The organism is Bacillus sp. JJ1609 (assembly GCF_036967045.1).
Lineage (GTDB): Bacteria > Bacillota > Bacilli > Bacillales > Cytobacillaceae > Mesobacillus.
Genome location: NZ_JBALSS010000043.1, coordinates 1 through 6,952, shown reverse-complemented (window position 1 = coordinate 6,952; position 6,952 = coordinate 1). Strand labels below are relative to the sequence as shown.

7 protein-coding genes and 1 other annotated feature are annotated in these 6,952 nt (G+C 40.8%); of the genes, 2 read left to right on the top strand and 5 right to left on the bottom strand.

The genetic code is table 11. The annotated features are described in order from the left end of the window. Positions 1 to 109: 109 nt before the first annotated feature. Positions 110 to 326 (bottom strand) — a binding site (T-box leader). Between the two features lie 53 nt (positions 327 to 379). The 4 genes from pdxT to guaB form a co-directional block, all read right to left on the bottom strand. After that, a complete protein-coding gene (gene pdxT / locus V7654_RS22615) occupies positions 380 to 970 on the bottom strand; it encodes a pyridoxal 5'-phosphate synthase glutaminase subunit PdxT (protein WP_335433096.1) in 591 nt (196 codons plus the stop codon). A 10-nt stretch (positions 971 to 980) separates the two neighbouring features. Beyond that, positions 981 to 1,862 (bottom strand): pyridoxal 5'-phosphate synthase lyase subunit PdxS, encoded by an 882-nt coding sequence (gene pdxS / locus V7654_RS22610; protein ID WP_207503278.1) that lies wholly within the window; start codon positions 1,860 to 1,862, stop codon positions 981 to 983. Between the two features lie 184 nt (positions 1,863 to 2,046). Next, positions 2,047 to 3,351, bottom strand: a complete 1,305-nt coding sequence (locus V7654_RS22605) for a serine hydrolase (RefSeq protein WP_438825340.1) — start codon at positions 3,349 to 3,351, stop codon at positions 2,047 to 2,049. A gap of 441 nt (positions 3,352 to 3,792) precedes the next feature. Further along, on the bottom strand, positions 3,793 to 5,259 hold the full coding sequence (gene guaB / locus V7654_RS22600) for an IMP dehydrogenase (RefSeq protein ID WP_335433094.1): 1,467 nt from the start codon (positions 5,257 to 5,259) through the stop codon (positions 3,793 to 3,795). 111 nt (positions 5,260 to 5,370) lie between these two features. On the opposite strand from guaB, the gene V7654_RS22595 reads away from it, so the two are divergent. Next, the gene (locus V7654_RS22595; protein ID WP_335433092.1) at positions 5,371 to 6,324 is read left to right on the top strand and encodes a YaaC family protein; all 954 of its coding nucleotides are present in this window, start codon (positions 5,371 to 5,373) and stop codon (positions 6,322 to 6,324) included. A gap of 116 nt (positions 6,325 to 6,440) precedes the next feature. Continuing rightward, on the top strand, positions 6,441 to 6,569 hold the full coding sequence (locus V7654_RS22590; protein ID WP_335433091.1) for a hypothetical protein: 129 nt from the start codon (positions 6,441 to 6,443) through the stop codon (positions 6,567 to 6,569). A gap of 40 nt (positions 6,570 to 6,609) precedes the next feature. On the opposite strand, the gene V7654_RS22585 is transcribed toward V7654_RS22590, so the two are convergent. Further along, entirely contained in the window at positions 6,610 to 6,852 is a 243-nt protein-coding gene (locus tag V7654_RS22585) for a hypothetical protein (protein ID WP_335433089.1), read from the bottom strand. Positions 6,853 to 6,952: the final 100 nt, after the last annotated feature.

Below are 6,952 nucleotides of genomic sequence, written 5' to 3'. Positions count from 1 at the left end.
AGCATTTTCGGAGGAGTCGAGTACCCTCCGCTACAATCACAGGTGCTTATAGTCAACACAGAACTTTAACATAGCCTATCTTAAAAAAAATAAAAAACTCCCGTCCCCAAAAAGGGACGAGAGTTAACCCGCGTTGCCACCCTAGTTGAAAGCAAAATTGCTTTCCACTCATAAAATAACGGTTTTTACCGAAAGTATTTACTGGCCATAATGGCGTTCCATACTCTGCTCGAGGGCGGATTCCTTTGTTCCAGACACCGGTTTGCACCATCCACCGGCTCTCTAAAGAATGAAAACAAGCTACTATTCCCTCTCATTGCTTTTAAGTATCAAATTTTAATACATAATTTACTACAATTATGTTCGACTTGCAAGCGGTTTATGCAAAATTTTTACTCTTTGATTCTTCAACCATCTTTACAAAATAGTTCATCAGCCTGTAATCATCTGTTAATTCTGGATGGAAGGAACAGCCTAAAAACTGGCCATCACGCGCTGCTACGATCCTGTCATTATGCTTGGCAAGCACTTCTACATTTTCTCCAGCTTCCACGATATGAGGCGCACGGATGAAAACTGCTGAAAAATCATTTCCAACCCCAGCAATATCGATGTCTACTTCAAAACTTTCACGCTGGCGGCCGAATGAATTTCGTTCAACCTTCACATCCATTACGCCAATATGCGGCGCTTCATAGCCTACAAGTTCTTTGGCAAGTAGGATAAGACCGGCACAAGTCCCAAACATCGGCTTGCCGTCTGCAGCGAATTTTTTCAGTTCTTCCATAAATCTATACTTATCGATTAACCGACGGATCGTTGTGCTTTCACCGCCTGGAATAATCAATCCGTCCATTTCCTCCAGCTGCTCAGGACGCTTAATGACCATTCCCTCTGCACCGGAGGCTTCAATTGCCCATATATGCTCACGGACCGCACCCTGTAAGCCAAGAACTCCTATTTTAACCATGATTAGCTCCTTACCAGCCGCGATCCTGCATGCGGTTTTCCGGATTCAATGTTGAAATTTCAATTCCTTTAAGTGGTGTGCCCAGGTTTTTCGAGATGTTCGCAATCAATTCGTAATCTTGATAGTGGGTTGTCGCTTCAACAATTGCCTTCGCAAACTTAGCTGGATTTTCTGATTTGAAGATCCCAGATCCTACGAAAACTCCATCAGCACCTAGCTGCATCATAAGAGCAGCATCTGCAGGTGTTGCCACGCCGCCTGCTGCGAAGTTAACAACCGGAAGACGTCCTAACTGTTTAATTTCTAAAAGGAGCTCATATGGGGCTCCCAGCAGCTTTGCTTCGGTCATTAACTCATCAAGGTCCATCGCTACTACCTTGCGAACCTGTGCGTTTACCTTGCGAATATGACGCACTGCTTCGACAATATTTCCAGTCCCTGGCTCACCCTTTGTGCGAAGCATGGAAGCTCCTTCGCCAATCCTTCTTGCAGCCTCACCAAGATCACGGCATCCGCATACGAATGGAACAGTATAATCTCTTTTATTTAAGTGAAATTCTTCATCTGCAGGAGTTAAAACTTCACTCTCATCAATATAATCAACGCCCATCGCTTCAAGCACACGAGCTTCTACGATGTGGCCAATTCTTGCTTTCGCCATTACGGGAATTGTGACAGCACCCATTACCTCTTCAACGATACGCGGATCTGCCATTCTTGCTACGCCGCCTGCAGCACGGATATCTGAAGGGACACGCTCTAGTGCCATTACAGCAACAGCGCCCGCCTCTTCAGCAATCTTTGCCTGCTCTGCGTTGACTACGTCCATGATGACGCCGCCTTTTTGCATTTCTGCCATACCACGTTTAACTCGATCAGTACCTGTCTTCATTGTTTTTCCCCCTTATTCCTTATAAAAGGATTTATGTAATAGCCTTACAAATAACTGGAAAAGCAGACCTTATTAGTCGGAATTACAGTTACCCCTATTGAAAATAAACAATAAAAAAGGTTTCCTGTCAAGACAGGAAACCTTTTTATCAGTATATTTAGATTTTCATGCTTTATTATACAACTTAAAACCAGCCTTTTACTGTATCTGCTATGCCGCCAAATAGGTCTCCAAAGAAGCCGCCGATTCCGCGCATCATCAAAACAAACCAGTTCGCTTTTTCAACGCTTTCAGCAGCGACAACAGGCACCTGGATTTCCTTCTGTCCGTCTTCCGTCAAGAAGCTGATATTATCGCCCTTCTTAGACTTAACAGTCATATATCCGACCTGCTCTCCTTTTTTAATAGGAGCAGTCAATTCGCCATTTTCGTTAAGCTTCTTTTTATCTAAAACAAGCACTGGCACATATTGGTCTTTTTCACCGTTTTTCACAGCCATAGTGATCGAGTCTTTAGAATGGATTTTAACCTTGTCTTCTTTCCCTTTTGTTACAGGAATCGTTTTCTTGCTCTTTAACTGATAATTCTTTTTCACTAGTTCTTCTTTTGTAAAATTGTTGAATGCATAATCAAGAATTTTGCGTGTTTCTGCAAAACGGCTGTCTTTAGAATCTGCTTTCATGACTACAGAAATATATCTTTGTCCATTTCTCATGGCAGTAGCTGTAAAACCATAGCCTGCAAAATCAGTAGAACCAGTTTTCAAACCATCTACGCCATCATAAGGGAAAATAAGCTCTGGAAGCATCCAGTTGAAGTTTTTATACTCTCTTCCATCTCTGAACTTTAAAGAAGGCATGCTAGCTGTTTCTAAAACTTCTGGATACTCTTTCAACAAACGGTAAGCAAGTTTTGCTAAAGAACGAGCAGTCATGACGTTTTCCTCATCAGGGTTGCCTGCAGGATGCTTTCCTAGCAAATCTTTATTATTCAAACCAGTTGAGTTAACAAACTTAACATCTTTCAAGCCAAGTTCAACTGCTTTTTTATTCATCTTCTCTACGTGATTCTTTTCCGTACCTGAAAGTACTTCTGCTAGTGCGACTGTAGCAGCGTTTCCAGAATGGATCGCCATTGCCTGATACAATTCTTTCACAGTATAATCTTCGCCTTGAGTTAGGCCAACATTAGAAAGCTCTGGTGCAGCAGATAGCTTGTGGACATATTCATTGATTTTCACCTTTTGGTCCCACTGAAGCTTTCCTTTTTTAATAGCTTCGAGAACCATATACTCAGTCATCATTTTAGACATAGATGCTACGCCAAGGACAACATCAGAGTTTTTCTCATATAATACTTTTCCTGATTCTGCGTCAACCAGGATGGCCGCTTCTGCTTCGATGCCTAACTGGTCCTCTGCAGCCTCAGCCTTCATTGTAAATCCAGAAAATACGGTTGCGATCGTTAAAATCAATGTTGCGAAGAACATTGAAAGCTGCTTCTGATTTCGATTCAAAACGTCTTTCCCTCCAAATTTTAAATTGTGACTGTTTTCATATAGATTGCAGCCTTGGGACATCTTTTCCTAATTTTTTATATCAATATTGTAGTTGTTAATATACATATTTAATAATGAAGTTAGGAAAATCAACCACCATGATTATGAAAAAAGCCTATAAAGAAATAATCTATTAAGCTTGTATATTATTGATCCCTGAAAAATCACACCCGTTAAGTTTAACACATAAAAAACGAAAAAAATAGACAGAGAATAGTCACTCTGTCTATTGTAAAATCAGGAAAAAACCTGCGATTATACAGGAAAAAAGTCTCAGATAAAGGGGTAATTTACCTTTTTGTTTTCTGGGAAATGTAACCCTTTATTGGATAGGACGTTTATGATGCACACTTTATACTTTCAAAAGCTTTTTTATGACATTGAGTAGTTTGGAGCTTCCTTCGTTATTTGAACATCATGCGGATGGCTTTCTCTCAGTCCAGCCCCTGTCATGCGGACGAATTGTGCATTTTCCCTCAATTGTTTGAGATCTGCAGTTCCACAGTAGCCCATACCGGAACGGATACCGCCAACAAGCTGATAGATTGTATCTGATAGAGGGCCTTTATAAGGAATTCTTCCTTCAATTCCCTCTGGAACAAACTTCTTGTTGTCCTCCTGGAAGTAACGGTCCTTCGAGCCTTTTTCCATCGCTCCAACTGAACCCATGCCGCGATAAACCTTGAATCTTCGTCCCTGATAGATTTCCGTCTCTCCAGGACTTTCCGATACTCCGGCAAGCAGGCTTCCGAGCATGACAGCATGTCCGCCTGCAGCAAGAGCCTTAACGATATCTCCTGAGTATTTGATTCCGCCATCAGCGATGATCGCTTTTCCATGCTTGCGCGCTTCTGTTGCACAATCATAAACAGCTGTGATTTGCGGTACCCCTACACCGGCAACAACCCTTGTAGTACAAATGGAGCCAGGACCGATCCCGACCTTAACCACATCTGCTCCAGCCTCGATCAAATCCCGTGTAGCTTCTGCAGTAGCAACATTTCCTGCGATGATGTTCAGTTCAGGATAACTTTCACGGATTTGTCTTACCGTTTCAAGCACCCCTCTTGAATGTCCATGGGCCGTGTCTACAACAATGACGTCAACATTCGCTTTAACAAGCATCTGCACCCTCTTCATCGTATCACCTGTGACACCCACTGCTGCTCCTGCAAGCAGACGGCCTTGTGCATCCTTTGATGAATTCGGGAACTCGATAACTTTTTCAATATCTTTAATTGTAATTAGTCCTTTTAATACGCCTTGATCATTTACTAGTGGGAGTTTTTCTATTTTATGGCGCTGGAGGATCTGTTCTGCTTCATTCAGTGTAGTACCAACAGAAGCTGTTACCAGATTCTCTTTTGTCATTACTTCTTCAATCTTTATGGAGTAATCCTGGATGAAACGCATATCACGATTCGTGATAATACCGACAAGCTTTTGCTCTTTCTCATCATTGACAATAGGTACACCCGAGATGCGGTATTTTGCCATTAAATGCTCCGCGTCAAATACCTGGTGTTCCGGAGTAAGGAAGAATGGATCAGTAATGACTCCGCTTTCGGAGCGCTTAACTTTTTCAACCTGTTCAGCCTGCTGCTCGATGGACATGTTCTTATGTATAATGCCCAGCCCGCCCTGTCTTGCAATTGATATCGCCAGTTCCGCTTCTGTGACCGTATCCATACCAGCACTGATGATAGGAATATTTAATTTCAGGCTTTCTGTAAGTTTAACCTTAAGACTGACATCTTTTGGTAAAACCTCTGATTTTGCGGGTACTAAAAGCACATCATCGAACGTTAATCCTTCTTTTACAAATTTACTTTCCCACATTGTAAATGACCCCCTTTAAGAAAATATTATTTGTAGGTTATCAATTGGTTAAAATACTGTCAAGGAAGGTGCAATTAGTCCGATTTTTCAAACAACTTGGAGGTTATCTATGTGTCCTTGCCATATAAAGAATGGAATAGTTACACACTCTTTTTTTCAGCAGAATATTCGCAAGCCTATCTGAAAAAATGCTATCGAAAACTTAATTTGGAACAACCTGACCTGAAAAGCTTTGAAAACTGTTATCCCTTTATGTATTATCTCGAACATGGGAAACTTTATTATGAACAGGCAGAAAAATCCCCTCTAGCCATCCAGCCGATCATGCTATTTTACGGACTAGTCCATTTAATCAAAGCATGTATTCTGACCGTTGCACCCGATTATCCAGAAACAACTTCTGTTCTGGCTCACGGTGTATCGACAAGAAAACGGAAGAAGCAGCAATACAGTTTTACTGAAGATGAAGTAAAGTTCCAAAAGAATGGATTATTTTCACTCATGGCTGAGAAAATGTTCCACATGAAACAACTTGAAGGCGAAAAAGCGACGATGGGCGAAGTACTTGAATTAATACCAGAGCTTACTGGCATCTTTTCAGAACTTAAGGGGAAGCAAATCTTTCATCCTGTGACTGAAATCGATTTAAAATACTCTCTTCCTAAATCAGTATTAGATCAATTTCATATGACTGATAATCGTTTTAAGGAATTTTTTCAATCTAAATCTGCAATTCCTATATCCTTTCTTCCCGAAGATCAGCAGCGTATTTATTTTGAAGCCAATTTTTCTGAAGCAGCTGAACCAATCCCGCTAAAATATAATCTTGAGGATCAGCATTACTCATTCCCTTTGAATAAAGGTGAATTATTCTTATTTCCTGAGCTGCTGCTGCATTATTTGCTTTTATACAATCTTGGGATGATTGCTCGTTATGAGACCGAGTGGTGGAGTGAACTGATTAAAATGATGCCGAATGAAGATTATCCGCTTATCCAGACGTTTTTAAAATCAACGGTAAAAAAAGGGCCTTACTTAATTTACCAATACCTGATCAATAAGTGATACACCAGGGAAAGGACGCCATCCAAAAGCATCGGAATACATTTGAGCGTTTAGATCCTTCCGAAACGGGAATTTCTTATACTATACCAACGAGAATACCAAGGAGGGAATTTTACATGGATAGAAAAAAACTAATGATGACAACAGTAGCCTTAGGAACAGCATACTTGCTAAAAGATAGAAAATCACGTGCGAAGGTAATGGACCAATTGCAGTCGCTCGGAACCAAGAAAAAGAAAAACTAATACATTAAAACCCCCAGAACTGATTTCTGGGGGTTTTGCTTTAATTCAAAACATGGAAGCCTCCGAACAGGTTAGGAAGTGTTCGGAATGGTTCATACCTAAAAGTCAATTGACTTAGGTATACAGTGAATACAGTTGACCTGTTTTTTCTCAGCAGCTCGGTTTTAAATACCGGAATACCGGTTGGAAGAAATATAATACCAGTAAGACCACATTTAATACCAGTTGGACGAGATATATTCCCAGTAAGCCATAATTCAATACCGGTGACTGCTACGATCATACCGTAAATAAGATTGTATCCCTAATAACTGGTTACCATTTTCCAAGTATCCACATTTAATAAGACACAAAAAAAGAACAACCATTACAGCTGTTCTTTC